The sequence below is a fragment of the Paenibacillus sp. FSL R10-2771 genome, from assembly GCF_038000205.1.
GTDB classification, from domain to species: domain Bacteria; phylum Bacillota; class Bacilli; order Paenibacillales; family Paenibacillaceae; genus Paenibacillus_AQ; species Paenibacillus_AQ phytohabitans.
This window is the reverse complement of the sequence record NZ_JBBOBM010000001.1, coordinates 7783605-7807785: the sequence shown is the minus strand read 5'-3', so window position 1 is coordinate 7807785 and position 24181 is coordinate 7783605. Positions and strand designations below refer to the sequence as shown.

Genomic DNA, 24181 nt, shown 5'->3' with positions numbered 1-24181 from the left:
AGAGGATTTAGTTGTACAAAGTGCAATTAAGTATACCGCATGTACCGTAATCGGGGCACTGCGTAATTATTATCTTGCCTTTTTCCGGAATATCAAAAAAACCCATGAGCAGCCTGGAATCTACACCGCTTGTCAGGAATATCAAATCGCCCCGCAAGCCATACTTCTGCTTGCGGGGCGTTCGCGCGCTCCAACAGGACGTTATTCAATTCACAGGCAGATATCTCCAGCCCCCGTAGGCCGTAATGTTCTCGGCTCCGGCGGCAGCATAGCCTTCGCATATGAAGCCTGTCACTTCCCGGCCGTCTTCGAGCACCACCCGCCCCAGGCCCAGCGGAGCGGGTATGAGCGACGCGAATGCGCCCAGCGATGCCGCCGGCATCCGCCACAGCTCCAGCCCGACAGAGCCTCCGCCTGCCGCTTGTCTGAGCAAGCCTGGCTTCGGCGGCACCGTCTGGAGCTTGACCAGCTCATAGCACGGGGCCGTCCGCGCCTCCCGCCAGAACCGGGCACCATGCTCCAGCATCTGCTTCTCCAGCGGGAAGCCGCGCATATGAAGACCGCAGACAGCCAGTGTCATCATACCCGGAGATGCCGTCTCATCATCAGCACCTTCCGGCGGACCACTCTCTCCAAGAAGCTGTGCGCCCGCTCCGGCCAGCAGATGCTCGCTGTCCGCCAGAGCGAACATCGTGATGCCGAACGGCAGGCCCTCCGCCGCATCCCCGGCAGGAACCGCCACGGCTGACAGATCAAGCAGGTTGCAGTGGTTGGTATAGCGCCCCATATCGGAGTTGGCCCCTACCGGATTACCGGCAACCTGCTCCCGGGTCCAGGTTCCGCCGCAGGTCGGGAGCACCAGCACGGCATCCTTCAGCAGCAGCTCCGCTTCCCGCTTATAGCGCTGCAGCCGGCGCATGGCCTGGAACAGGCTTGCGGCCGTATGGCGCCCGGCCGACCCGGAAGACAAGATGGACTCCGTCACCGGCAGCACAGCTTCACGGTGATTCTCCACGAACTCACCCAGACCGGCCCAGCGCTCGGCTACCCATGGACCTTCGTACAAGATAGCTGCCGCTTCGGAGAACAGCGTACAGTCCACCCGTTCAACCGGCAGCCCCAATGCCTGCACGGCTGCTTCGGCCCGTCCCCAGGCCTCCCGGTATTCTTCGGCATGGGGGCCATAGAACTCCGGCGGAGCCTCCGGAAGCAGCAGCTTCGCCGGAAGAGCGGCGGGCCCCAGCTTCACGGAACGCGACCAGGGGTCGGCTTCATCGAAGCCGCGCGCTGCGCGGTCCACCGCGAGGGCATCCTCCAGATTGTGCGCAAACACGGTGACGCAGTCCAGGCTGGCACAAGCGGGCACTACCCCGCGCACCGGCCAGGCGCCGAGGCTGGGCTTATAGCCGACCAGCCCGTTCAGCGAGGCAGGCACGCGGCCCGAGCCGGCGGTATCGGTGCCCAGGCTGAACACGGCCTGGCCACGGGCAACAGCCACGGCGGATCCGGCGCTGGAGCCTCCGCTGATATATTCCGGGCGCAGGGCGTTATGCGTCTCGCCGTAAGGGCTGCGTACACCGACGAGACCGGTGGCGAACTGGTCCAGATTGCTTTTGCCGAGAGGAATGGCTCCCGCAGCAACCAATCTTGCGACAACCGAAGAGTCATGATCCGGCTGATAAGCATATTCAGGACAAGCTGCCGTTGTGGGCAGTCCCTTAACATCGATGTTATCCTTAACGGCGAACGGAATGCCCCACAGCGGATGGCTCTGCGGGTCCAGCTCCCTGAGTCTCTCAAGAAAGGGACGGATATGCGCCTCGGCAGGCGGCTCAATCCAGATGTTCATTTCCTTGTCGCGTGCAGCGCGGCGGATGATCTCCCGGACCACCTCCTCCGGGTCCAGCACACCGCTTAAATATTGCCCGCGCAGCCAGCCTGCGGTCAGCTTGGCGGGAAATTCAGTTATTGCCGTCATGATGCTTCATCTCCTTCTCTGCGGATCCGTACGTACCCTGCGGCCGCTGCTCATCTCGTGCAGCTTAAGCGCAAGCTGCAGCTCCAGCATATCGTCACCGTCATTCTGGCTGAGTCCCAGCAGCTCGCAGGCCCGTTCTATCCGGTAAGTCACCGTATTATAATGGGTGAACAGCTCGGCTGAGGTCCGTTTGATGTTGCGGTTGCATTTGAAATACAGCTGGAGTGTCTGCACGAGAGACACGCCATGCTTGCTGTCATACTCCAGCAGCGGAACGATGTACTGGTCCCTGTACGCGCTGATCTCCGCAAGCTCCGGCAAATGGTACAGCAGCCTGAAGACACCCAGCTTCCGGTAATCCACATAAGCCCCGCTGTAACCGCTGACCTCGCAGATACGGGCGATTTTGCGGGCGGACTCATAGCTGAAGCGCACCTGGTCGGGACCTTCCGCAAGATCTCCGATGCAGAAGGCGCAGCTCTCCTTGGCAAACACCCGGTTCATCTCAGCCAGCAGTCGTCCCAGCGTTTCCTCCAATGGAATATCCGGCTGCTCCGGAACCGTCAGAACCAATTCTCCTTCAAGGATCGTAAGCTTCACATGCTGAAGATCTCCCCGGGCCCGCACCCGCTTCACCGCTTGCTGCAGCTGCTTAAGCTCCGGCTTCTCCTCCAGCCAGCCGACGGTTACGGCGCGCAGCGGACGCTCAGGAAGCGGGCAGCCGCAGGCCTCGGCCCGCAGCTTCAAATCCTCGGCTGCGGCAATCCGGCCGCTGATCCAGTCCTGCAGGAACTGGTCGACATACTTCAGTTCAACCTCCCGGCGGGCACCGGCGTTGATCATCTCCAGCCCGACCAGTACCCCCACCCGGTCAATGGTTAACTGATCTACAACCGCCAGCTCGCGGTTCCACTCCAGCAGCACCAGCAGGCATTGATCCACTCCCTTGTCATGGACGGACGATACATAGGCGCGGATCCGCCGCTCTCCGACCGTCAGGAAGGTTATCCCGAGACTGCCCTCCTGGCGCAGCTGCATCCATAACGGAAGCTGCTCTGCCAGCTCCAGCGCCTCTGCCTGCGGGGAACAGAGGACCTGATCGGTATCATCCAGCAGCACGACCGGATTATGCAGCATACCATCCAGCGTCAGCAGGAAATCCTCGATGCCGTCGCCATGCAGAAGCTGCTTGGACAGCTTCTGGAAGCGGCTCTGCAGCTGGGAGAGCTCCCTGGCCTCCTGCACGAGCACCCGTTCCATAATGTCACGTACAACGTCGGAGAAGGAGATAGCCGCCGGCAGCTCGAAGATCGGGAAATTAAGCTGATCCGCCAGCTCCAGCGCCCGTGCCGGAATTTCGTCAATATAACGTTTTGTCTTGATCCCAAGCGCGGATACGCCCTTCTGGTTCAGCTGGGGAATAATCTCGGTGATGAGCTCCGGCTGACCGTGGAAGGGGAAACCGCTGGTAATCAGAAATTCTCCCGGACGGACCCAGTCAATCACATCGGGAACCTCCATCACATTGACACGGTTAATGTAACGCCCAAGACCTCCGGCTCCCGCCAGGACCACCGCTTCCTTCAGATCCGGAATCAGCAGGATATCGCTGCAGTTCAATCCGGTGATTACATTGCTGCCCATAGCTCCGCCGCCTTTACTTTAGCTTGGAAGAATACACATCCTCGATCAGAGTGGTGCCAAAAAAATGGTTCGCAGGTACATTCGCCTCGGCCGGTACAAAAATACTGATCTGCTCAGACGGCGAATCCCCCGCATTCGCAACGGAGTGGACTACACCCGCAGGTACATGGAAGGTATCCCCGGCCCGGTAGCTGTACCATTCACCCTCGCACAGCAGCTTGACCTCCCCCACAGTGATATGAATAATCTCCACCACATCATGATAGTGTGGTAATACCTGACCGCCAACACCCAGCTTCTCCCACAGAATCGAGCTCATCATGATGCCCAGACGGTCCGCCTGCGCTGCCGAGACGATCTCCCGGTGGTACAGCTCAATATGATTCGGCATTAACTCCCATGTCATGTCCGCCGCTGTCAGCACTTCCGTTTCCTGTGTATGCATAATCCATTCCTCCATGATGTATAAGTTATAGGTATAGGTTGAAAAAAGCCCGCTATCTGCGGCGGAATACAGCCGCTACCGGCCCTCCGCCCTTCGGGCCCTGGTGCTCGCCTCCGCCGGATACGTAGATCATCGGATCGCCGCCGACATAGGCCAGTACACCGCCGACCACAGCCCGCGCATGCCGGGTATGATTGATATCCGAATCATCCAGCATGATATGGCGCCGTCCGCGGATGACTCCGTCCGGATCAGCTTCAGCTTTGGCCAGCACCTGCACCAGCTCCTCACCGGGATACCGGTCCAGCAGGCCCTGCAGCGCTGCGCCGTCAATAGCATCCTTCATGACTGCATGGTCGATGTGATACGGGCCTTCCGCAGACAGCGAATTGCCGAACACAATCACTTCGCAGTAGGCAAGCTCACTTCCGGCCGAAGTAGACGCCACAGCGCTGAATTTATCCCAGTTCACGCATATATCTTCTTCACTTAAGGTCGAGCGCTCCACTTCACCCAGGGCAACGGCAGTCCCCAGTGCGGATGCACCTCTGGAATATCCCATGGATTTATAGGTATCCTCTGTAACGAGCGATACCTGACGGCTGTGCGCGTCATACATCTGCTCTGCAGTGAGCAGCGGGCATTTAATCTGCACATAATGCACATCCGCTTCCGAGGTGATTCCGGCATCCAGGACCGCCCGGGCCACGGCATCCGCCACAGCGTCCACCTGGCTGAGCCGGCCCAGCTCCTCCGGCCGGAAGGTCCGTGTTCTGGCAGTACCGACTGCAAGTGACTTTAGACCATCAGCATTTACGCCCGTCTCTGCCTGGCCGCTGCGGCTAATGACCGTGAAATGCGGGCTGAGCACACCTTCCGTCCCTCCGGACATCACATAGGATATTTCTGCAGGCCGCTGTTCCTGGGATACCCCGGCGAAGAACGCCTTCAGCGCCATAACGGCATAGCCCCGCGTGAAATCATTGACACAGCCGTTCCCCTCGGTCTTTCCCAGTACAGCTGCAACCTCTTCGGGCCGGAACAGCCCCTCTTCTATCGCCGCCTGCAGGCCGGACATGTCATTCGGCGCACCTGCAGGGATTTTGATCACCGAGCATTTCATCACAGATCATCGCTCCTTGTCCAGAAAATAACCTTCTTTTCCAGCAGCCCGATACACCAGAACAGCAGCAGGCCGCACAGCGCCGAAGCAATAATGGCCGAGAACATCACCGGAGTATCCATATGATAGGAGGAGACGAGCACCACATAACCCAGCCCCTTATTGGCCCCGACAAATTCGCCGACAATCGCTCCAACAATGGCAAGCGAGGTCGAGATTTTCAGTGCGGAGAAGATATAAGGCAGACTGGTCGGCAGCCGCAGCTTCCAGAAGATTTCGCTTTTGGTTCCTTTATAGGTGGAGAACAGCTCCCAGGCCTCGTATTCAATCGCCTTAAGACCTTTGACACTGTTCACCAGAATCGGGAAAAAGCAGATCAGCATCGAAGCGATGACCTTCGAGGTATATCCGGTCCCCAGCCACACGACAAGCAGCGGCGCCAGCGCAACCAGCGGTGTAGTCTTAAGGGCAATGGCGAGCGGGAACATCCCCTTCTCAATCGGCTTGGAATGAACAAAAACAACCGCAGTAACCAGGCCCAGTATGTTAGCGAGCATGAACCCGGTCAGGGATTCGCCCAGGGTAACCAGCGTATGGGACCACAGCGAACCGTCGATGGCCGAGACCACCTGGGTTGGAGAAGGCAGCAAATACATCGGAACCGACAGGAGCCGTACGGCCAGCTCCCACAAGATCAGGAAGCCGAGCGCAAAGGTGACCGGGTACAGGCTGTCCTTGAGTTTGGCTGTCATAGATGCTTCACCCGCTTTCTCAATTCCTTGACGGTCCGGTGGAATTCCGGCAGCTCTTCCATTCCCGCTTGACGCGGTGAAGGCAGCGGTACCGGAATAATATCTGTCACCCCGGCCGGCCGGGGTGACATCATCACCACCCGGTCCGACAAAAGCACGGATTCTTGAATAGAATGGGTAACCATTACAATGCTGCTTAGACTTGTCTCCGGACTCTCCCACAGACGCAGCAGCTCAAAGTTCAGCTTCTCGCGGGTCAGTTCATCCAGCGCACCGAACGGCTCATCCATCAGCAGCACGGTCGGATCGGCGGCCAAGGCTCTGGCAATCGCCGCCCTCTGCTGCATTCCGCCGCTCAGCTGATGCGGGAAGTGGTTCTGGAAATCCTGCAGGCCGACCAGCCGCAGGGCACTTTCCGCCTTTTCACGCGCTTCCTTTTTGCTGAATTTCTTCTTCGGGCCCAGCTCAAGGGGCAGCATGACATTCTGCAGGGCACTGAGCCATGGCATCAGTACAGGCTTTTGAAAGACCATGCCCAGCGACAGGTCCGGGGAGGAATAGGCAACCTCCCCGCCTCCTTCCGGGCTTAGCAGCCGCAGCATCAGCCGCAGTGTCGTTGATTTCCCGCAGCCGCTCGGTCCGAGAATGGAGATGAATTCATTGCGGTATACGTCAAGACTGACATTATCAAGCACAGGCACATTGCCGAAGGAAAGAGAGCAATTGCGCAAGGAGAGCATCGTGTCCCGGGTACCGGGATTCTTCACAGGGGCGGAATCCATCTGTTCTTTCATCGCTGTTGTCATACCGGTTCCCTCCTTAATTCAAGTACTCATTGGTGAACAATGAGCCAATGTCCTGCTGCTTTTTCACAAAGTCCAGATCGATAAGATTCTGCTGCAGCGTCCCCCACGCCGCCTCATCCATCGAGCCGAGCGGAAGCTTCTCCGGCTCCAGCAGCGGAATGCTGGCCTTCATCATGCTGATTTCATGCGCAAGATCAAGCTTTTCTCCGTATTTCAGGCCGAATTCTGCCGCTTCCTCAGGATGCTCCATCGCATAATCCCAGCCCTTCATGGAGGCCTGTACGAAACTCCGGACCATTTCCGGATCCTTCTCAATCACGGACTCCGTGGTAAACAGGGTGTCGGCATAGAAATTGATGCCATAGTCGTTCGGGTCGATAATATTGACTTCCTTGCCCTGCTCCTGCACAGCCAGCACCTCATTAATTACATATCCGGGCCATGCCTTGACCTGGCCGGTCAATAAGGGGCTGAGATCATATTTGATCGGCATCTCTTCGATTTGCGAGGTTTCGATGCCCGCGCTTTTCTCCATAGCACGGAAGGTCAGCTCTTCATTGCCGCCGAGCTTGATGCCCACCTTTTGGCCGACAAGATCTTCCATTGTGGTGATACCGGATTCTTTAAGCGTGAACATTACGAACGGGGTTTTGCGGTATATCGCAGATAACGCCTTAACCGGTACGCCTTTTTCTCTGGCAATAATGATCTGGTCAGCACCGGTTACCCCGAACTCCTCACTGCCCGAAGCGACCATCTGTACCGCCGGAAAATCCGAGCCTCCCGGCCGAATCTCCACATCAAGCCCCGCTTCCTTATAGAAGCCCTTTTCAACTGCGGTATAGAACCCGGCAAACTGCGCCTGATGAATCCACTTCAACCTCAGAACAACCTTCTTAAGCTCACCGGAGCCTTCCGCCCCCTGTCCCTCAGCCTTGCCGGTATCCGAATTGTTGCCGCAGGCTGTAATGAGCAGCATTAGTGAAGTGAGCAGGATAAGCGCTTTGGTTCTGGACTTGTTCCACATGGTGATTCCCCCGTTATGATGTTATTTGGAATACTGGTCATTCGTAATTCGTATTTAGAATTGCTCCAGCGCCTTCAGCACCGCTTGCGAATCACTCACACTGCCGAAGACACCGCCCTGCATTTTGACCATATTGAGCGCTGCCAGGTGATTGGCATAATCCGTAGCACCCGTGCAATCCTCCAGGATCAGACATTCATAACCGCGGTCATTGGCTTCGCGCATCGTCGTGTGTACACAGACATCCGTCGTGATTCCGGTCAGAATCAGATGGGTAATCCCTTTATTCTTCAATATTAAATCCAGGTCCGTAGCATAAAAGCTGCCTTTACCCGGCTTGTCAATAATGTGCTCTCCCGGTATAGGTGCCAGTTCATCAATGATCTGCCAGCCGCGCTCGCCCCGTACGAGAATCCGTCCCGCCGGTCCTTCCGAGCCGATCTCAGCACCGATCTGTCTGCTCCGCCACCGTTTATTCGCCGGCAGATCGGACAGATCCGGCTTATGGCCTTCCCGGGTATGGATAACGGTGAATCCGTTAATTTCCCGGATGCGTGCCAGCAGCCGCCCAATCGGCTGAATCGCTCTGGATGTTAATGAGAGGTCGTAGCCCATTCGCTCCACGTAACCGCCTTTGCCGCAAAAATCCGTCTGCATATCGATAATCATCAGTGCCGTCTTCGCCGGATCAAGGACTCCGTCATAGGGCCAGGTGTAAGGTGCTGCTGTAATCTGCATGGTTCATGCTCCCCTTCCAGAATTCAATGCATGTATTTAATGTTATGTTTATTAACATTAATTTTATATTTCCTGCTGTTTGTTAGATTATATTACAACAAATTTGCAATGTCTTCGTTTTTATTACGAAATAATGCGCTAATTGTTTGTGTTATTCTACATATATAACATAAACATTACATATAAACCCCGGATTAACCCTATTCATATATTAAAAAAAGCCGCCCAACGCAGGCAGCCTCAGCAGCAGTCCGTTCTCCAGCTCAAAGATCCGGCTGTTCTTGCAGAGCAGACTCCTCCCATAAGCTGTAAGCGCTGGGAAACCAGTTTTTCAAGCAATATAGAGCTGCACATTTCAAGATTATTAATAAATTGGCAGAATACAGTTGAAAAATAGCTCCTTAAGTACTAGAATTAAGCTTGTTTGCAGAAGTTCCTGCAGCGCAGGAACCAGTTATGACCTTTTTTGTCGATTACAGTCGATTGAAATCGCCTCATGCTGAGTGTATATCATTGATCTATTTCTAAAGGCAAACTTCCTGAAAGGGTAGGACGCAAAGCAATGGGCCTAAGAATGCTGAGAATCCGCGTTTATGGTCGCCAGGCTGCCAATAGAGACCACGTAAGCCATCAGTCACCGGGAGATCCCCCAGGCTTTATGATGCTCTTTTCTGTACGAATGCCATTGATTATACGAAAAAGCGAGGTTAAGATAATGCCGCAGCAATTCATCGAACCAACCCGATATGATTTCGTGGAATCCTTGATGCTTGAACGGACCGGATTCCTGGATTCTTTCTCTGTGGAGGGCCGGACTTCCGGCGGGATGAATGGAGATAAGGATGGAATTATCCTTGTGCAGAATAATCAGATCTTCATTACTCCCCCGCTCTCTGGCGGCAAGCCCGCCCGGATCTCCGCTGTTCATCCTGTAGTGCTGAAGATCAACTGGAAGACCGTTACAGAGCCTACTGAGGTAACCTCAGCGGATCATATTACCTGGGAAATTTGCGAGAAGCCACAGTATCAGATTACGGTTTCACCTGACAAGCTCAAAGTGCATTTCACCTTGTACCGTGCAGAGAAGTACGCCTGGAATCTGGTCAATTGCCCGGCTTCCTTCGAAGCCGCAGTCCGGGCTGAGCCTAACCGGGCGATGCTGCTGTCCACGCTCACCATAGAACAGATTCTTTCTTCGCTGGATAACCGCTCCATTCTGCGGAATCTGAATATCCCGGCCCTATACGCCGAACTGAACAACCCTACATATCTCCCTGTCTGTATCGCAGAAGGGAGAGCCCCGCTGCCCGGCAAGAAATCAAGGCTGCAGCTATCCCTCCCGGAGCATACGCTCACAGGCAATGGAATGCTCCGGGAGGGACGAACTGCGGAAGCTGCAGATTCCTTAGATTATCTGCGGTTTCCGGGAGCCCCCTTCGCCAGAGAGGGAGAGGTATTCGCCCGCAAGCTGCCGCCCGAAGAGGGAATTCCCGGATTCGACGTAGAAGGAGGCATCTTGCCTCCACCTCCACCGCAGGATATTTATTTCGCAGCCGGAGACAATGCACGGCTGCTTCCAAACGGGGAGATCGCGGCTCTGCGTACGGGCAGACCCCGCATCTGCGGAGACTCCGGCAGCGTCACAACCTGCGATTTCCCGGACCTATGCCTCATCACCAAGGAAATGGCGGCAACAGCCCGTGAGATTATGTTTGCAGGTGACATCGTCGTACCCTCAGATATTGAAGGCCCTATGTGTATTGAGGCGTTAGGGAATGTGTATATCTACGGCAACGTCTGCCAATCTACAATTACGGCTACAGGCAGTATCTATATAAGCGGTCAAGTAACCGGCTGCAGCCTGCACACCGGACTTGCCGGGGTACACCAGCACCGCCTGCACCGCTTCTCCAGTCTTCTGCTGACTGAAGTTGGCGGACTGCGGGAAGCCGCCCGGCTGCTGGCCAAGAATGTAGAATCCCGCCAGCAATCCGTGAAATACGGTCTGGTGGTTATGCTGCTGCTGGAGGATAAGTACAGCCATATAGAGTGCCTGATCAGCGATCTTAAATCCGCACTGCTGTGCATGGAAGGGGCCCCCCAGCCCGGTACGGATCAGCTCAAGCAGATGCTGGAGGTTTTTACCCATCCGGGGCAGTTCACCGAGTTTATCACTGACAGTGTTCTGAACAGCTTCTCCCGGCTGCTGCGTAATCTGTGTGAAGACATTGAACTGCTCCAGGAGGAGCATGTCTTCATTAATATCGCCCGTTCCCATAACAGTATCCTGGAGTCCGGCGGAGAACTGATCCTGCGGGACGCGGACGCAGAAACGGTCTAAGCCTGCTGTAATATAACCCCTGACAAACATAAACGGCTGCCCCTCTTCTGAGGGAGCAGCCGTTTGTTTATTCCTTACCCAGACCGGGTACCGGGGTCTGCAGGACACTCCCAGCATTCCGGCCCAGCCTGACATTCACCAGAATAATGCTGCTCACAATCAGCAGCATACCGATGACCAGATTCAACGTAATCTGTTCATGCAATAAGACTACACTGGAGCCGATGGAAATCAGCGGAATCAGAAAGGTGAACGAGCCTACCTTGCCGGCCTCTCCTTCATTGATCAGCTTGAAGTATACCAACCAGCCCAGCGCAATCACGAAGACCGCGATGAACAATGTATTTATTATAAAAGTACTACTCCAGCTAATATCCGCCCAGCTCTCCGAAGCTGAGCCTGCCGCCAGCAGGATTACCCCGCCGATCATGATCTGCATCGCGGTCATCCACAGCATATCTACTCTGGCTGCATTGCGTTTGGTATAGACCGTAGCCAGCGCCCAGCTGAGTGCACTGGCCAAGGCCAGCAGTACGCCTATAGGCGAGATACTTCCGGTTAATCCCCCAAGGCTTAACGAGGCTACCCCGAGGAAGCCGATTACGAGGCCGGCGATCTTAAGCCCGTACATCCGCTCGCCCAGCCAGATCCAGGCAAAGATTCCGAGCAGCACCGGCTGCAGGAATACAATGGCCGAGAATAATCCGGACGGCACATACTGCAGGCCAATCGTCTGGAAGCCATAGTAGAAGACGATACTGAGGAATGCTGACACCAGATAGACGGGCCAGAGCTGGCGCAAATGCAGCTGCTTCCGCTTCGGGAGCGCCGCGATGATTAGTATAATACCGGCAATGACCGTTCGGATTCCGGCGAACAGCAAGGGCGGGGCATACGTTAAGGCAATTTTGGAGAGCGGCCAGTTGATGCCCCAGACAATAACCAGGAACACTAATAAGCCAATGGTTTGCTTCCGCTTCTGCATGAGTTCACCTCTTGTTCTGATTTCTTCCCAAATGATACAATAGATTCAGTCATAATTGAAATGAATTATAATCATGAGGGGCATACCAGATTAGATATGAATAACACTCAAATTCGCCTATTTGTCTTAATCGCTGAGAGCCGCAGCTTCACCAAGGCAGGTCTTGAGCTGAATATGACCCAGCCCGCAGTCAGCCGCGCCATCTCCGCACTCGAAGCCGAGCTGGACGTGAAGCTGCTGCTGCGCGACCGGCGCAGCGGATTGATGCTGACGGATATCGGCAAGCGGATTCTGGTTATCTGCCGCGGAATTCTCAGCGGCCTCGATAAGATAGATCAGGAGATTGCCGCCGAGAAAGGCCTGGAGAAGGGCCTCATCCGCATCGGCGCCTTTCCGGTTGCCGCTGCCTATTTTGTCCCGAAGATTATCAGTGCCATCACTGCCAAATACCCCGGAATTGAGATCAGATTATATGAAGGTTCGGTCGCCGAGGTGAAGGACTGGCTGGCATCACGGTTCATTGACGCAGGCCTGATGATTCCGCCGGTCGAAGATTTCGCCTCCCTGCCGCTGTTCCGGGAGAAGCTCTACGCCGTATTGCCCGGGGATCACGAGCTTCGGCACAAGCAGATCATCTGCGTGAAGGATCTGGAAGCTCAGCCTATGCTGCTCTGCCGGTCGGGCTACGAGCCTCCGGTAGTGGACTTATTCAACCGGGCCGGAAGCAGGCTGAATGTGAAATACGAGGTCAACAGCTACATTACCGCACTGAATATGATTAAGGAGGGGCTCGCCGTCGGTGTGATGTCACAGCTCTCCCTCTTGTCGCTGCCGCCGAATGTCGTGGTCCGGGAGCTGGCGCCTGATGCTTACCGCGACATTCATATCGCCGTCCATTCCCTGGAGGAGACCTCTATTGCCGTTCAATTATTTATTGATACTGCACTGCAGCTGTTCTCCGGCAATGAAGCCGCTCCGCCGTCTCCGGCCGCAGCCGGCCTGATTAACGATACCGATAAGGAGTGATTAACATGGAATATAATCGTCTCGGAAATAGCGGCCTGCAGGTATCTGCGCTGGGCCTTGGAACTAACTCATTTGGCAAAAGGGCGGATCAGGAGACCTCGATCCGTATCATTCATGCCGCAATGGATCAGGGAATCAACTTCATCGATACCGCCAACATCTATGCCGGCTCCGAGTCGGAGAGGATTATCGGCCTCGCGCTTGAGGGCAGACGCCATGAGGCCGTCCTGGCTACCAAAGCCGGCCTTCCGAAGCATGACGGGCCTGACGGAAGCGGCTCTTCCCGCCGCCATCTGATGCAGGAGCTGGAAGGCAGCCTGCGGCGGCTGAAGACGGATCATGTAGATCTGTATCAGATTCACACCTTCGACCCCTACACCCCGCTGGAGGAGACGTTGCGCACCCTCGATGATATGATCTCTGCGGGCAAAGTACGTTATGTCGGGGCCTCCAATTATGCTGCCTGGGAGCTGATGAAGGCGCTGGGCATCAGCGAAGCGCGCAGCTGGGCCAAATACGTCTCGATCCAGTGCAGCTATTCGCTTGCCGACCGCACACCTGAAGCAGAGCTGCTTCCGCTGTGTCTGGATCAGGGACTGGGCATCATCCCGTACTTCCCGCTGGCCGGCGGCATTCTCACCGGCAAATATACCGGCAGTGCCCCTGCCGGTTCCAGAGCGGAAACCGACCCGAATTTCCGCCGCTTCCTTACCCCGGAACGCATCTCGCTCGGGGAGCAGGTTAGCAGTATAGCGGAAGAGCTGGACACTTCACCGGCGGCGCTGTCTCTGGCCTGGCTGATGAGCAGGCCGGCCGTCTCCACGGTGATTGTCGGCGCCACCCGGGTGGAGCAGGTGGAGCATAACCTGCAGAGTCTCTCCGTCCGGCCGGATGCGGCAACGCTTGAGCAGCTGGATCAGGCCAGCGCCGCCTTCCGCAGCGGGGAGCCGTTCGCCGTCTACCGGCTGCCGTAACCGCAGCCGGCTCATACCAAAAAAGCGGGTCCCCGGTATACCGTGGGCCCGCTTTTTTGTGCGTTACATAGACAAACCCCGCTTAAGTCACCACCAGACAAGTTACCGGCCCGCGGTGGGACTTGCAGAATACGGCATACATCAGATCCTCACACTTGTCTTGTTGCCGGCAGAATGAAGACTATGAAGTAAGCATTGCAGACATAAGTGTTGTACGTTCTACAACTTTGATTCATAGATAGCCGGTTGTGGCGGAGGATTGTTGTAGGAAATACAAGAATTGATCCGCTAAGCCGCCTGAAGCAGGAGAATTCATGCCTTTTATACAACAATTTTGGATTTAGGCCGGTTTAACGGGCAAAATGTTGTATTCCGTGCAGGATTTTAGAATATTACCGGATCTCTGTCACGGATAATGGATGAATCAGGAAATTCCCTGCAAAAGCGGCCATCCGATAGTCTTGTGAGACATAGCGCCGCAGGTTAGACGGTCAACATTCTGTGTTACACCGCTGCTATAAACCGCTCCATGTCTTCCTGTACGGTGGTAATGCCGCCGATGCCAAAGCTGTCTACCAGCACCTTAGCTACATTAGGTGACAGGAATGCCGGAAGTGTAGGGCCGAGGTGAATGTTCTTCACGCCCAGATGCAGCAGCGCCAGCAGCACAATTACCGCCTTTTGTTCATACCAGGCAATATTGTAGGAGATCGGAAGATCGTTGATGTCGTCCAGGCCGAAGACTTCCTTCAGCTTCAGCGCTATGACCACAAGGGAGTAGGAATCATTGCACTGGCCGGCATCCAGCACGCGGGGAATTCCGCCGATATCGCCAAGCGCCAGCTTATTATATTTGTATTTGGCACAGCCTGCGGTGAGAATCACTGTATCCTCAGGCAGCTCCGCCGCGAAGTCTGTATAATAGCTTCGGCTCTTCATCCGTCCGTCGCAGCCCGCCATCACGAAGAATTGTTTGATTGCGCCGCTCTGGACGGCCCCGACTACCTGATCTGCCAGATTCATGACCGCCGCATGGGCAAAGCCGCCGATAATCTCACCCGTCTCGATTTCTACCGGAGCGCTGCAGCCTTTGGCCTGCTCAATCAGAGCGGAGAAATCCTTCACCCCGTCTGCTCCTGCTGCAATATGCTGAACTCCCGGATAACCTGTGTTGCCTGTGGTGTACAGCCGGTTCTTATAGCTTTCTTTTGGCGGTACGATACAGTTCGTAGTCATCAGAACCGGGCCGCCAAAGCTGTCAAATTCTTCAGTCTGCTTCCACCAGGCGTTACCGTAGTTGCCCACGAAGTGGCTGTATTTCTTGAAGGCCGGGTAATAGTGGGCGGGCAGCATCTCACTATGCGTGTACACATCGACTCCTGTCCCCTCCGTCTGCTTCAGCAGTTCCTCCATATCCTTGAGGTCATGTCCGCTGATCAGAATGCCGGGGTTCGTGCCCACACCTATATTCACTTTGGTAATCTCCGGACTACCGTAAGCTGCCGTATTCGCACGGTCAAGCAGTGCCATTACATCCACACCGAACTTGCCGCATTCCAGGACCAGGGCAGTCAGATCGCCCCCGCTCAGGGTATCATCCAGCACGGCCGTCAGGCCTTTTTCCATAAAAGCATGTGCGCCTGCTTCATAGAATCCCAGCACCGCCGCATGCTCCATGTAAGCAGCCATTCCCTTCAGACCATAGGTGAGCAGCTCACGCAGAGAGCGGATATCCTCATGCTCTGTAGCAAGCACACCCACGGTTGCCGCCTTGTCCGTCAGTTCCCCGTCCGTACTGGCGCTCCATAGCGCTGCGTCATGTTCTGACAAATATGCGATCACTCCGGCATCCGCAATTCTGCTGCGCCAGTTATCCCGCAGGGCAAGCCCCTCCCGGATCTTCGCAGTGAAGTATTCCGGAACAAAGTTAGCATTGGTAATCGTAGCGAACAGGCTCTCTATAATAAATTTCTCTGTCACCGGATCGGTAATGCCCAGCTCACGGCCGCTGCGTGCGAACACCGCAATGCCTTTGAGCGTGTACACCAGAAGATCCTGCAGATTGGCTACATCACTGGTCTTGCCGCATACCCCCTGAATCGTACAACCCGTCCCCTTGGCCGCCTCCTGGCACTGAAAACAAAACATGTCGCTCATTACACATTCACTCCTTATTATGAATTGGATAGCTGGACAGGACAGCGCTGCGTCCCGCCTTTACAGTTACCAGTAATTGTAGTAGACTTTCGTCTATCAATCGGTAACGGATGTTACCGATTATTATGAATTCGGAGGAAATGTATGAAACCGGAGCCTGCCGCGCTGCAAGCCTGCCTGTTATTCCGCGGGAAATCCGCAGAAGAGATCGAACTGCTGCTGCATACGCTGGCCTATACCGTCAGCACTTACCGCAGGAATGCCATCATCCTCGCCGAAGGCGATCCGGCTGACCGGCTGGGAATTCTGCTCTCCGGCCGGGTCGAGGTGCAGAAGACGCATTCCACCGGCAGCAGCGTTACCATCGCCCACCTCAAGGAAGGACAGACCATCGGGGAGGCTGTGTTATTCCGCAGGGATAATGTAGCCCCCGCCACGGTAACAGCAACGGGACCCTGCAAGGTGATGTTCATCGGCAAGCAGGAGCTGCTGCGAATATTCGCTGCGGACACAGATATCCTCACCCGCTTCATTGAGAATCTGTCCGAACGGCTGGTGCTTGTTAACCGGAAAATCGAGAACCTGTCCGCCGGGCCGCTGCGGCGCCGGATCATAGACTTCCTGCTGGAGCAGGGCACGCAGCAGGCCTCCGATACGCTGAAGCTTCCCTTCAGCCGCAAAGAATGGGCCGGGCATTTGAATACCGCCCGTCCTTCATTGTCCCGGGAGCTTGGATTCCTGCGCGATCAGGGCTGGATTGACTTCAAGGGCAGTGAAATCACACTGCTGGACCGCAGCCGGATGAATGATTACCTCCTGAGCCTGCCCTCTTCAGCAGGCAACCTGTGAAGAACGTCCCCGGTGCAGAGCAGACCGGGCTAGACTAGACGAACCCTATAGATTCACCCGAGGAGGATGCAAGCATGTTGCAGTTAACCGCCCCCCATATCGACCAGCTGCTGGCAGAGCATAGACAATGGTTCAGCAGCGGAATCACGAGAACCCCCGGCTTCCGGCTGGAGCAGCTGCAGAAGCTGAAGGACGCTATCAAGCGCAGCGAGCCCCGGATTATCGCCGCCTTGAATAAAGATCTGCGTAAGAGTGAATTCGAGGCGTACGCCACCGAAATCGGATTTACGCTGGACAGCATCGGCTATATGATGAAGCATCTCCGGCGCTGGATGAAGCCGGTTAAGGTAAGATCACCGCTGCACATGTTCCCGGCGAAGAGCAGCATTCTAGCAGAGCCTTATGGGACTGCACTCATCATCGGACCTTTCAATTATCCGTTCCAGCTGCTGATTGAGCCGCTGATCGGGGCCATTGCCGCCGGCAATTGCGCGGTATTGAAGCCTTCCGAGAGTACCCCTGCTACTTCGGCAGTCATTGAAGACATGATCCGGGAGACCTTTGACCCCGCATATATCCGGGTGGTGCAGGGTGAGAAAGAAACGACAAATCTGCTTATTCACGCGAAATTCGATTATATATTCTTCACCGGCAGCGTGCCTGTAGGCAGAATTGTCATGGAGGCGGCAGCGAAGAATCTGGTGCCTGTAACCCTTGAGCTGGGCGGTAAAAGTCCGGTCATTGTCGACAAGACCGCCAATCTGGAGGCCGCGGCCAAACGGATCGTATGGGGCAAGCTGATTAATGTCGGGCAGACCTGTATCGCCCCGGATTACCTGCTGGTCCATAGCGATGTTGCAGCTGAGCTGATCGGGCGGATCAAACACAACATCACCGCATTCTACGGAACGGATATCCGGCATAACACAGACTACGGACGGATTGTGAATGAACGCCAGCTGCGGCGGATTGAAAAGATGCTTGAGCAGGACCGCGATAAGCTGATCCTGGGCGGCAGCGTTGTGCCGGAGGATCTCTACATCGAGCCGTCCCTGATCTACCCGGCTTCCTGGAGCGATGCCTTGATGGAGGATGAAATCTTCGGACCTGTGCTGCCGATTATGGAATACAGCCAGATTAGCGAAGCTATCCGGAGTATCAACGATCACCCCAAGCCGCTCGCCCTCTATCTGTTCACTGAGGATAAGCAGGTCGAGGAACAGGTGATGGGCAGCGTTTCCTTCGGGGGAGGTTGTGTGAATGATACAATCTCCCATGTAGCCAGCACTCATCTGCCGTTCGGCGGTGTGGGGAATTCCGGGATAGGCGGCTATCACGGTAAGCATAGCTTTGAGCTTTTCTCCCACCGCAAGAGCATTGTTAAGCGAAGCACGAGACTGGATTTCGGGATTGTCTATCCGCCATACGGCAATAAGGTCAAGCTGGCCCGGAAGCTGCTGAAGTAGAGGATTAAGGAGACCGGATAGCCCTCTACCCCACTTTTGCGCAAAAGAAAAAACAAAAAGGAAGCCTCCCCTGCTAAAAGGAGCTTCCCTTTTTGTTGTTATATTACATACCCAGACTATCAACGGAGTACATTCCGTATACTTATTGCTTCAGCCCGCACGCCGTCCGGCAACCCAGCCCGCAACCTCTTTCTCCGGGATAGGCCTGCTGATATAATAGCCCTGAATCTTGTCACAGCTCGTCCGCTCCAGAAAAGCCAGCTGCTCCGGGGTCTCCACCCCTTCTGCGGTAACATTCAGGCCCATATCGTGGCCGATGGTCACAATGGAGCTGGCCAGCGACATGTTGTTCGGGGTATCGATACTGTCAATGAAGGACTTATCAATCTTCAGTGTGGTAATCGGCAGCTGCTTCAGATAGCTCAGTGAAGAATAACCCGTACCGAAGTCGTCCAGCGCGATGCCGATCCCCTTTTCCTTGAGCGCTTCCAGCTTGGAGCTGATGGCCTCGAAGGATTCCATGAAGATCGACTCTGTAATCTCCAGCTCCAGATATTCCGGGGCAAGTCCGGTATCCCGCAGCACCGTAAGCACCATGTTCGTGAAATCATCCAGCATCAGCTGAATGACCGAGATGTTAACCGAGATATGGTAGCCCGCATACCCCTGGCTCTGCAGATCCTTGATGAACTGACAGGCGGTGCGCAGCACCCATTCACCGATAGGCACAATCAGCCGGCAATCCTCAGCAATCTTAATGAAGGACAACGGCGATACGAAGCCCAGTACGGGATTGTTCCAGCGGATCAAGGCCTCGAAGCCCCAAATCTCGTTCGAACCGATATCCACCAGCGGCTGATAATGCAGCGAGAGCTCATTATTGGAGATGGCGTTTCTTAGATGCATCTCAATAATCATCCGCTCATCAAAATGCTGCTGCATCTCACGCCCGTAGATCACATAAATGCCTTTGCCCGCTTCCTTCGCTTTATACATGGCAATGTCGGCATTCTTCAGCAGTTCCTCCGCGTTCACGCCATTCCCCGGATATTGGGCAATCCCGATACTGGCCGAGATATGCACGACACTGGCACTCAGCTGAAACGGCTCCTTGAAGCCCTGAACCAACGAGTCCGCATAGCGGATCACTTCACTATACCCGTCTACATCCTTGAAAAGAATCACAAACTCATCGCCGCCGAAGCGGAAATGCTTACTGCGCCCGTCGGACAGCTCCAGCAGCCGTTCGCCGACCTTCACCAGCAGCTCATCGCCGAAGGTATGGCCCATCGAATCATTGATATACTTGAAATTATCAATGTCCAGGAAGAACAGTGCCGCATGGCCGCCGGAGTGCTCCTGAATAAATTTCTTCAGCTCTTCGGACAGCGACAGCCGGTTCGGCAGGCCGCTCAGTACATCATTATAGGCAAGCAGGCGGTACTTCTCTTCACTGGTCTGCAGCAGCGCCTGGTTCTCCACCACCTTGTTATACTGCTCCAGCAGCTCATCCTGCAGTGCTGTCAGCTCCTCATAAGTAGACTCCAGCTCCTGATAGCTCATCTGCAGCTTGCTCTCATACCCTTTGCGGTCGGTGACATCGACCATCGACCCGGCAAACCGGATATATCCGCCGCCTGCATTACGCAGCACCTTGCCCCGGGCCTGGAACCACTTGTATTCCCCCGACTTGCTGCGCATCCGGTATTCAGCGTAGTAATACGAAGAACGACCCTCCAGATGCTGGGTCCGCAGCCGGTCCTCCTGCTCGGCATCCTCAGGATGCAGGAGGTCTCTCCAGCCGCCGCGGGTCTCATTGACCTCATCCCGTTCATACCCCAGCAGCTCGTACCAGCTGTCCGAGAAGTAATAGATCATCGTGGACATGTCCACGTCCCAGATGACCGCGTCCGCGCCATAGGTGGCCAGGCTGAAGCGTTCATTGCTTTTTTCCAGATTGCTTCTGATCCGTTTCACCAGCTGTACATAGAATAATAATACAAAGATAAAGGTAAGCAGCACGGCAAAAGCGGCAATAATGCTCAGTACCAGCACTTTGTAGGTCTGATAGAAGGAGAACGGCTTGTTAATGATTTCGCTGCCCTCCGGCAGCTTGTCCAGGGGTACGCTGAAATGCTGAAGCTCGTTGTAGTCAAATACATTGCGGACATTGCTGTCAGTCACAACAGGGATATTATCCGCACTCTCCCCCTGCAGGATGCGCAGCGCCAGCTCCGCTGAGGTCTGGCCCTGAATTCTGCCGCTGATCAGACTGCCGCCGAAGGCACCGTGGTTTAGTCCAAAATCATAAATATGGTACACCGGAACACTGCTGCTCTTGCCCAGTTCACTTGAGAACCTGTCAAACTCAACAATCCTTCCGGTCGAGTCACTATAGTATGTAGTCATCAGTACGATACTTTCCGGAGACAGGGCGGATGCCGTTGCTTTAATTTGTTCTATAGAAAAGCGGTTCATAGGGAGGATCTCCAGCCCCAGGTTCAGCGCGTCAATCTGATCCATGACCATTTTGCCGGTCGACAATCCGCTCTCCGAATTATCAAAAACAACATAAACCTTCTTCACGGAAGGGTTGATCTCCAGCGCCATTTGGATCGTACGCGTAGGATCAATCTTCTCGATAACACCTGTGATGTTGTGAGTGTCCGGGATGCCGGCCACACCCAGCTCATTGACACCGCTGAAGATGATCGGAGCATTATCCAGAATCTCCCCTCGGTATTTCATGGCAAAGCTCAGGGCTGCATCATCTGTGGTGAGAACCGCATCAATACGGATATTCTGATACTTGAATTTGATCGTTTCGTAGAAGTGTTCGAGGTTCTCCTGATTGGGATACCGTTTCCAATCCATATACTCGGTATAGATTACGGGCAGAGCGGCTGCGCTTTTGAGGCGTTCTTCAATTCCGGCACTCTGTTCATCGCTCCAGGCAAAGCCTTTCTGATAGGAATGCAGCACCAGCACATTCTGAGCGGGAAGTTCTTCGGCGTAGGCGTGTGTGCCTTCTGTCGTACACAGTAAGATAAACAGCGGCAAGAGCAAGCTTTTTAACAACCTGAGATGAATTTTATCTACACCCATTCGCACACTCCCGTTCATCTATCTCAAAGTCAGATTTCGATTATAAAACGAGGAATTTCGACATTATACTAAATACTAATTCGTTATACCCATTTCCCATCCCTCTTTTGAGTGAAAAAAGCACCCCATTCTGCACCGGCCGGTATCAGCGTAAAAGATAAGGATAATTTATTGCATAAAGCAAATGAATTCTTATCTTTTAAATTTGCCGCTTTCTTATAATTATAGGGGGAAACGATATTTTAATAAACAACAAATAGAGCGGAGCTGCGGCCTTTATGGACAGAGAACAGCGCTCACGTTAGAATGAATTTGCAGTTGACTGCTTAGACAGGAGGCCAGGCCATGCCGACCATCAAGGACGTTGCGCTGAAGGCTGGCGTATCGGCAACTACCGTATCCCGGGTATTGAACAACAGGGGTTACTTAAGTGAAGAATTGAAGCAGAAGGTGCACCAGGCGATGGACGAGCTCAATTACCGCCCGAATGAACTGGCCCGCTCGCTCAGCCGCTCAAAATCAAACATTATCGGACTGATTATTCCGCATGTTTCCCTGCCCTTTTTTGGGGAATTGACCAGTCATATTGAAGAACATGCCTACCGGGAAGGCTACAAGCTGCTGCTGTGCAACTCGTGGCAGGACAAGCAGAAGGAGCAGGAGTATATCAACATGCTGCGCGCAAGCCGGGTGGATGGCATTATTATGGGCAGCCACACGCTTGAAGTAGAGGATTACCGGCAGATGAACCTGCCTCTGGTTACCTTTGACCGGCAGATTTCGCCGGATATTCCGTATGTATGCTCGGATAATTACGCGGGAGGACGGCTGGCCACGACCCTGCTGATTCAAAAAGGCTGCCGCCGCCTGGCCCATATCGGCGGGCATCCCAAGCTGAATATCTTATCGCATCTGCGCTGCGTCGCCTTCGAAGAAACTGCGAAGCAGCACGGCGCCCAGTACGTTTCGCTGCATACGGACAACAACAGCTTCGACTTCGAAGCCTATGAGCTGCTGCTGGCCCAGCTGTTCCGCGAGCATCCTGAGGTGGACGGCATCTTCGCCGGCAGTGACATCATTGCCGCCTATGCCCTGAAGGCCTGCCAGATCAGAGGGCGGCGCGTTCCCGAAGATGTGCGGATTATCGGCTATGACGGCATCTCCCTCCGCAGCCTGCTGTATCCGGCCATCAGCTCTATCCGCCAGCCGATGGAGGCGATGGGCAAGCTGGCCGTCGATCTAATCCTGCGGCAGGTGCAGGGTGAGCATGTCGAATCAGCATACATCCTGCCCGTGGAGCTGGAGGAGGGCGCTACGACTTAGGGATAGATATAGATATAGATATAGGCAGAGGCATAGATATAGGCATTTCCTCCTTGGGTGCGTAACTGGTGAAACCAAGGGCACTTTTGCCCCTCATTTCCTCCTTTGGGCCACATCTGGTGGAATCAAGGGCACTTTTGCCCCTCATTTCCTCCTTGGGCCCACTTCTAGCGGGGATTAGAGGGATTTATCCCTTTCATTTTCCCATTCCACCCGCTTCCGGCGGGATTAGTGGGATTTATCCCTTTCATTCCCCCTTTCCGCCCACTTCCGGCGAGATTAGTGGGATTAATCCCTTTCTTTTCCCCATTTCGGCCACTTCCGGCGGGATTAGAGGGATTTATCCCTTTCTTTTACTCCTTCCGCCGACATCCGGCGAGATTAGTGGGATTAATCCCTTTCATTTCCCCATTCCCCCCACTTTCGGCGGGGATTAGAGGGATTTATCCCTTTCTTTTCCCCATTCCGCCCACTTCCGGCGGGATTAGTGGGATTTTTCCCTTTCATTTACTCCTTCCGCCCACTTCCGGCGGAATCAGAGGGATTTATCCCTTTCATTTCTCCATTCCGCCCACTTCCGGCGGAATTAGTGGGATTTTTCCCTTTCTTTTCCCCATTCCGCCCACTTCCGGCGGAATCAGAAATACAGCAATAGTTTCTCAATAGTTTCTATATAGTTTTTATATAGTTTCTATATTTGAATTCAGGGATAAACTCCTTATCCAATCCTATTCACACTTTATAGTTGAAAGGCAGGGATGGTTCGATGCTAACGCCTACGATTGCTGAGCTGCAGCAGCTGCTGGCAGCAGTACCCGCTGCGTATAACCGTTTCACTCCAGAGGAAGCAGCCGCACCGCGTCCGGGAGGCAAATGGTCCTGTTTGCAACTACTTGGACATTTATGCGATTCGGCGATCAACAATCTCACCCGGTTTATCAAGGTCCAGTACGAACCGCAGCCTCTTCAGCTGGCTTATTACGACCAGAATGAATGGATGTCTGCCCAGCAGTATGCCTCGGCTCCGCATGATGAAATACTGACCCTGTGGATCAGCCTGAATCAGTCGGTCCTACGCGCAGTTTCACGCATGTCTGCTGAGCAGCTGGCACTCCTCTTCCTGCGGAATGATGGCACTACGGTCACCCTGCAATGGCTGGTTGAGGACTACGTGGATCACATGAAGCATCACTTGCGGCAAATGCTCCCGGACCAGGACTGGGATAGCCCAGCGAAAAATAACCCTGACCAGTAAGAAATAGCTTTGCCGTCCTTTAATAAAGACGGTCCATTCCAGCGGGAAATAGAGGGAGAAGCAACCGTGTGTACCTTATACATTCCTGAATTTCAACAAAGACGCCCGTGTTCCCCCACCTACTGAGGAGAACACGGGCGTCTAATATCTCACTTAAATGAAAAGCGGAGCACTACAGCATACTACG

The 24181-nt window shown here is 54.6% G+C and carries 18 protein-coding genes and 1 riboswitch; of the genes, 7 read left to right on the top strand and 11 right to left on the bottom strand.

Annotation, left to right across the window (positions count from 1 at the left end):
• Positions 1-205: 205 nt before the first annotated feature.
• The 8 genes from atzF to biuH are packed head-to-tail and all read right to left on the bottom strand — an operon-like array spanning position 206 to position 8513.
• On the bottom strand, positions 206-1978 hold the full coding sequence (gene atzF, locus NSU14_RS33955; RefSeq protein ID WP_340948692.1) for an allophanate hydrolase: 1773 nt from the start codon (positions 1976-1978) through the stop codon (positions 206-208).
• Between the two features lie 6 nt (positions 1979-1984).
• Positions 1985-3622: a PucR family transcriptional regulator gene (locus NSU14_RS33950; protein WP_042140357.1), complete on the bottom strand. Its 1638-nt coding sequence runs from the start codon at positions 3620-3622 to the stop codon at positions 1985-1987.
• A 13-nt stretch (positions 3623-3635) separates the two neighbouring features.
• Complete coding sequence (locus NSU14_RS33945) at positions 3636-4067, bottom strand: cupin domain-containing protein (protein ID WP_340948688.1); 432 nt, start codon at positions 4065-4067, stop codon at positions 3636-3638.
• 52 nt (positions 4068-4119) lie between these two features.
• Positions 4120-5190 (bottom strand): ring-opening amidohydrolase, encoded by a 1071-nt coding sequence (locus NSU14_RS33940; protein WP_336101086.1) that lies wholly within the window; start codon positions 5188-5190, stop codon positions 4120-4122.
• Positions 5190-5942 carry an ABC transporter permease gene (locus NSU14_RS33935; protein ID WP_340948687.1) on the bottom strand — a complete coding sequence of 251 codons (753 nt, stop codon included), beginning with the start codon at positions 5940-5942 and terminating at the stop codon, positions 5190-5192. Before NSU14_RS33935 ends, NSU14_RS33940 begins: the two co-directional genes overlap by 1 nt.
• Positions 5939-6748, bottom strand: a complete 810-nt coding sequence (locus NSU14_RS33930) for an ABC transporter ATP-binding protein (protein ID WP_052422151.1) — start codon at positions 6746-6748, stop codon at positions 5939-5941. The genes NSU14_RS33935 and NSU14_RS33930 overlap by 4 nt, the downstream gene beginning before the upstream one ends.
• Positions 6749-6761: 13 nt before the next feature.
• Complete coding sequence (locus NSU14_RS33925; protein WP_340948686.1) at positions 6762-7775, bottom strand: ABC transporter substrate-binding protein; 1014 nt, start codon at positions 7773-7775, stop codon at positions 6762-6764.
• Positions 7776-7829: 54 nt separating this feature from the next.
• Positions 7830-8513 carry a biuret amidohydrolase gene (biuH, locus tag NSU14_RS33920; RefSeq protein ID WP_076243593.1) on the bottom strand — a complete coding sequence of 228 codons (684 nt, stop codon included), beginning with the start codon at positions 8511-8513 and terminating at the stop codon, positions 7830-7832.
• Between the two features lie 519 nt (positions 8514-9032).
• Positions 9033-9126: riboswitch (cyclic di-GMP riboswitch) on the top strand.
• A 102-nt stretch (positions 9127-9228) separates the two neighbouring features.
• Between biuH and NSU14_RS33915 the strand changes: the two genes are divergently transcribed.
• A complete protein-coding gene (locus NSU14_RS33915) occupies positions 9229-10854 on the top strand; it encodes a flagellar assembly protein A (RefSeq protein WP_042140363.1) in 1626 nt (541 codons plus the stop codon).
• Positions 10855-10921: 67 nt separating this feature from the next.
• Here the strand turns inward: NSU14_RS33915 and NSU14_RS33910 are convergent, their stop codons facing one another.
• Positions 10922-11839: a DMT family transporter gene (locus NSU14_RS33910; RefSeq protein WP_042140364.1), complete on the bottom strand. Its 918-nt coding sequence runs from the start codon at positions 11837-11839 to the stop codon at positions 10922-10924.
• Positions 11840-11935: 96 nt separating this feature from the next.
• Between NSU14_RS33910 and NSU14_RS33905 the strand changes: the two genes are divergently transcribed.
• Positions 11936-12865, top strand: a complete 930-nt coding sequence (locus tag NSU14_RS33905) for a LysR family transcriptional regulator (RefSeq protein ID WP_336101063.1) — start codon at positions 11936-11938, stop codon at positions 12863-12865.
• Between the two features lie 5 nt (positions 12866-12870).
• Complete coding sequence (locus tag NSU14_RS33900) at positions 12871-13839, top strand: aldo/keto reductase (protein WP_340948685.1); 969 nt, start codon at positions 12871-12873, stop codon at positions 13837-13839.
• Between the two features lie 504 nt (positions 13840-14343).
• Here NSU14_RS33900 and hcp read toward each other — a convergent pair.
• Positions 14344-15996, bottom strand: coding sequence for a hydroxylamine reductase (gene hcp / locus NSU14_RS33895; RefSeq protein WP_156118753.1), 1653 nt, complete (start codon positions 15994-15996; stop codon positions 14344-14346).
• Between the two features lie 144 nt (positions 15997-16140).
• Here hcp and NSU14_RS33890 point away from each other — a divergent pair, with 144 nt between their 5' ends.
• Together NSU14_RS33890 and NSU14_RS33885 are read left to right on the top strand one after the other, a co-directional pair.
• Positions 16141-16845: a Crp/Fnr family transcriptional regulator gene (locus NSU14_RS33890; RefSeq protein ID WP_042140367.1), complete on the top strand. Its 705-nt coding sequence runs from the start codon at positions 16141-16143 to the stop codon at positions 16843-16845.
• A gap of 74 nt (positions 16846-16919) precedes the next feature.
• Entirely contained in the window at positions 16920-18311 is a 1392-nt protein-coding gene (locus NSU14_RS33885) for an aldehyde dehydrogenase (RefSeq protein ID WP_042140368.1), read from the top strand.
• Between the two features lie 150 nt (positions 18312-18461).
• On the opposite strand, the gene NSU14_RS33880 is transcribed toward NSU14_RS33885, so the two are convergent.
• Complete coding sequence (locus NSU14_RS33880) at positions 18462-21416, bottom strand: ABC transporter substrate binding protein (RefSeq protein ID WP_340948683.1); 2955 nt, start codon at positions 21414-21416, stop codon at positions 18462-18464.
• Between the two features lie 345 nt (positions 21417-21761).
• On the opposite strand from NSU14_RS33880, the gene NSU14_RS33875 reads away from it, so the two are divergent.
• Positions 21762-22739 (top strand): LacI family DNA-binding transcriptional regulator, encoded by a 978-nt coding sequence (locus NSU14_RS33875; protein WP_076243599.1) that lies wholly within the window; start codon positions 21762-21764, stop codon positions 22737-22739.
• 766 nt (positions 22740-23505) lie between these two features.
• Positions 23506-23994, top strand: a complete 489-nt coding sequence (locus NSU14_RS33870) for a DinB family protein (protein ID WP_076243600.1) — start codon at positions 23506-23508, stop codon at positions 23992-23994.
• Positions 23995-24181: the final 187 nt, after the last annotated feature.

What these genes read in the sequence shown, in the direction of transcription:
- NSU14_RS33940 (WP_336101086.1), bottom strand. Translation starts at nt 5,190, where the DNA reads ATGAAATGCTCGGTGATCAAAATCCCTGCAGGTGCGCCGAATGACATG.
- NSU14_RS33905 (WP_336101063.1), top strand. Translation starts at nt 11,936, where the DNA reads ATGAATAACACTCAAATTCGCCTATTTGTCTTAATCGCTGAGAGCCGC.
- NSU14_RS33885 (WP_042140368.1), top strand. Translation starts at nt 16,920, where the DNA reads ATGTTGCAGTTAACCGCCCCCCATATCGACCAGCTGCTGGCAGAGCAT.
- atzF (WP_340948692.1), bottom strand. Translation starts at nt 1,978, where the DNA reads ATGACGGCAATAACTGAATTTCCCGCCAAGCTGACCGCAGGCTGGCTG.
- NSU14_RS33900 (WP_340948685.1), top strand. Translation starts at nt 12,871, where the DNA reads ATGGAATATAATCGTCTCGGAAATAGCGGCCTGCAGGTATCTGCGCTG.
- NSU14_RS33870 (WP_076243600.1), top strand. Translation starts at nt 23,506, where the DNA reads ATGCTAACGCCTACGATTGCTGAGCTGCAGCAGCTGCTGGCAGCAGTA.
- NSU14_RS33915 (WP_042140363.1), top strand. Translation starts at nt 9,229, where the DNA reads ATGCCGCAGCAATTCATCGAACCAACCCGATATGATTTCGTGGAATCC.
- hcp (WP_156118753.1), bottom strand. Translation starts at nt 15,996, where the DNA reads ATGAGCGACATGTTTTGTTTTCAGTGCCAGGAGGCGGCCAAGGGGACG.
- NSU14_RS33880 (WP_340948683.1), bottom strand. Translation starts at nt 21,416, where the DNA reads ATGGGTGTAGATAAAATTCATCTCAGGTTGTTAAAAAGCTTGCTCTTG.
- NSU14_RS33945 (WP_340948688.1), bottom strand. Translation starts at nt 4,067, where the DNA reads ATGCATACACAGGAAACGGAAGTGCTGACAGCGGCGGACATGACATGG.
- NSU14_RS33890 (WP_042140367.1), top strand. Translation starts at nt 16,141, where the DNA reads ATGAAACCGGAGCCTGCCGCGCTGCAAGCCTGCCTGTTATTCCGCGGG.
- NSU14_RS33875 (WP_076243599.1), top strand. Translation starts at nt 21,762, where the DNA reads ATGCCGACCATCAAGGACGTTGCGCTGAAGGCTGGCGTATCGGCAACT.
- NSU14_RS33925 (WP_340948686.1), bottom strand. Translation starts at nt 7,775, where the DNA reads ATGTGGAACAAGTCCAGAACCAAAGCGCTTATCCTGCTCACTTCACTA.
- biuH (WP_076243593.1), bottom strand. Translation starts at nt 8,513, where the DNA reads ATGCAGATTACAGCAGCACCTTACACCTGGCCCTATGACGGAGTCCTT.
- NSU14_RS33935 (WP_340948687.1), bottom strand. Translation starts at nt 5,942, where the DNA reads ATGACAGCCAAACTCAAGGACAGCCTGTACCCGGTCACCTTTGCGCTC.
- NSU14_RS33910 (WP_042140364.1), bottom strand. Translation starts at nt 11,839, where the DNA reads ATGCAGAAGCGGAAGCAAACCATTGGCTTATTAGTGTTCCTGGTTATT.
- NSU14_RS33930 (WP_052422151.1), bottom strand. Translation starts at nt 6,748, where the DNA reads ATGACAACAGCGATGAAAGAACAGATGGATTCCGCCCCTGTGAAGAAT.
- NSU14_RS33950 (WP_042140357.1), bottom strand. Translation starts at nt 3,622, where the DNA reads ATGGGCAGCAATGTAATCACCGGATTGAACTGCAGCGATATCCTGCTG.